Raw genomic sequence first — 1,250 nt, 5'->3', positions numbered from 1 at the left:
ATCACGTCGAGCATCGTCGCCGGCTGGTTCTGCGCGGGATTGGCCGGCGCCAGGCGGCCGGCCTTGGCGGCGGCCTTTTTCTCCTGGTCCTGTTCCTGCGCGCTGGCAAAGGGCACAGCGCATAGGCCGAGCACGAAGGCGAGCGCGGTGCTCGCCATCAAGGTCGTGTTTGTTGTCGTTGTCATGCAGCCCCCAAGCAAAAGCAAAACTGCTGGCGGTGGCTGAAGGGCCTTGGCTGGCATGATCGAGAATCCCTCGACCAGGCGGGCCGGGGCAGGGGTCACATATTAAAACATGATGACACAAGTCAACTTTAAATTTATAGCCGACCATCATCGAGAAGCATCTGGCACGGAGCAGCGGCATGATTGGTAGGGTGGGCGAGGGCAAAAGGATCTGCTGGTCGCAACCGGGCAGGATCGCGGCGGTGCTGCTTCTGGCACTGTCGGTGCTGGCGCCTTCCTGCGGCTTCAAGGCGCTGGCCGCCGAGACGGTTGTCGATGCGCTGGGGCGAAGCGTCGTGCCGGGCGCGGCGACCCGGATCGTGACGCTCGGCTCCGACGTCACCGAGATCGCCCACGCGCTCGGGGCCGGCGAGCGAATCGTCGCTGTCGATCGCGGCAGCAAATATCCGCCTGACGTCGCGCAAAAACCCAATGTCGGCTACCGCCGTCAGCTTTCGGTCGAGGGGCTGGCCAGCCTGCGCCCCGACCTGATCCTGGCCGCCGAAGACAGCGGCCCTCCTGAAGCGGTCGAGGTCTTGAAGTCGCTGGCGATCCCGATCGTCTTCGTCCCGCAGGACAACACCCCGCAAGGCATCGAGCGCAAGATCACACTGATCGCCGCCAGCCTTGGGCTCGAGGACAAGGGCAAGGCGGTTTCAGCCGAAGTGCTCACCGCCTTTCAGGCTGCCGCCGATCTCGCCTCGAAAATTCCACCAGAGCGGCGCAAGAAAGTGGTGTTCTTCCATGGCCTGGTGAAGTTGAGTGCAGCCGGCGCCGGCACCTCGGCCGACGCTATCATCCGCTATGCCGGCGGCCTCAACCCGATGGACATCGTGCAGGGCTACAAGGCGGCGTCGGAGGAAAAGCTGGTCGAGATGGCGCCCGATGTCATCCTGATGATGAGTGACGGCAAGGGCGGGCCAACGGCCGAGCAGGTGTTCGGCAACCGCGCGCTGGCGGCAACGCCTGCGGCGGCCAACAAGGCGCTGGTCGTGCTTGACGGCGCCTACATGATCGGCTTCGGCC

The 1,250-nt window shown here is 64.7% G+C and carries 2 protein-coding genes; one reads left to right on the top strand and one right to left on the bottom strand.

Going from position 1 to position 1,250, the window contains the following annotated elements; translation table 11 throughout:
- On the bottom strand, positions 1 to 185 hold a 185-nt coding region (locus EN750_RS34910; RefSeq protein WP_145968220.1), incomplete at its 3' end, for a hypothetical protein.
- A gap of 179 nt (positions 186 to 364) precedes the next feature.
- Between EN750_RS34910 and EN750_RS34905 the strand changes: the two genes are divergently transcribed.
- The coding region (locus EN750_RS34905; RefSeq protein ID WP_127399319.1) for an ABC transporter substrate-binding protein at positions 365 to 1,250 on the top strand (886 nt) is incomplete at its 3' end.

The organism is Mesorhizobium sp. M7A.F.Ca.ET.027.03.2.1 (assembly GCF_003999175.1).
Classification (GTDB): Bacteria; Pseudomonadota; Alphaproteobacteria; order Rhizobiales; family Rhizobiaceae; genus Mesorhizobium.
The sequence above is the reverse complement of the archived record's forward strand: the minus strand, read 5'-3'. Positions and strand labels throughout refer to the sequence as shown.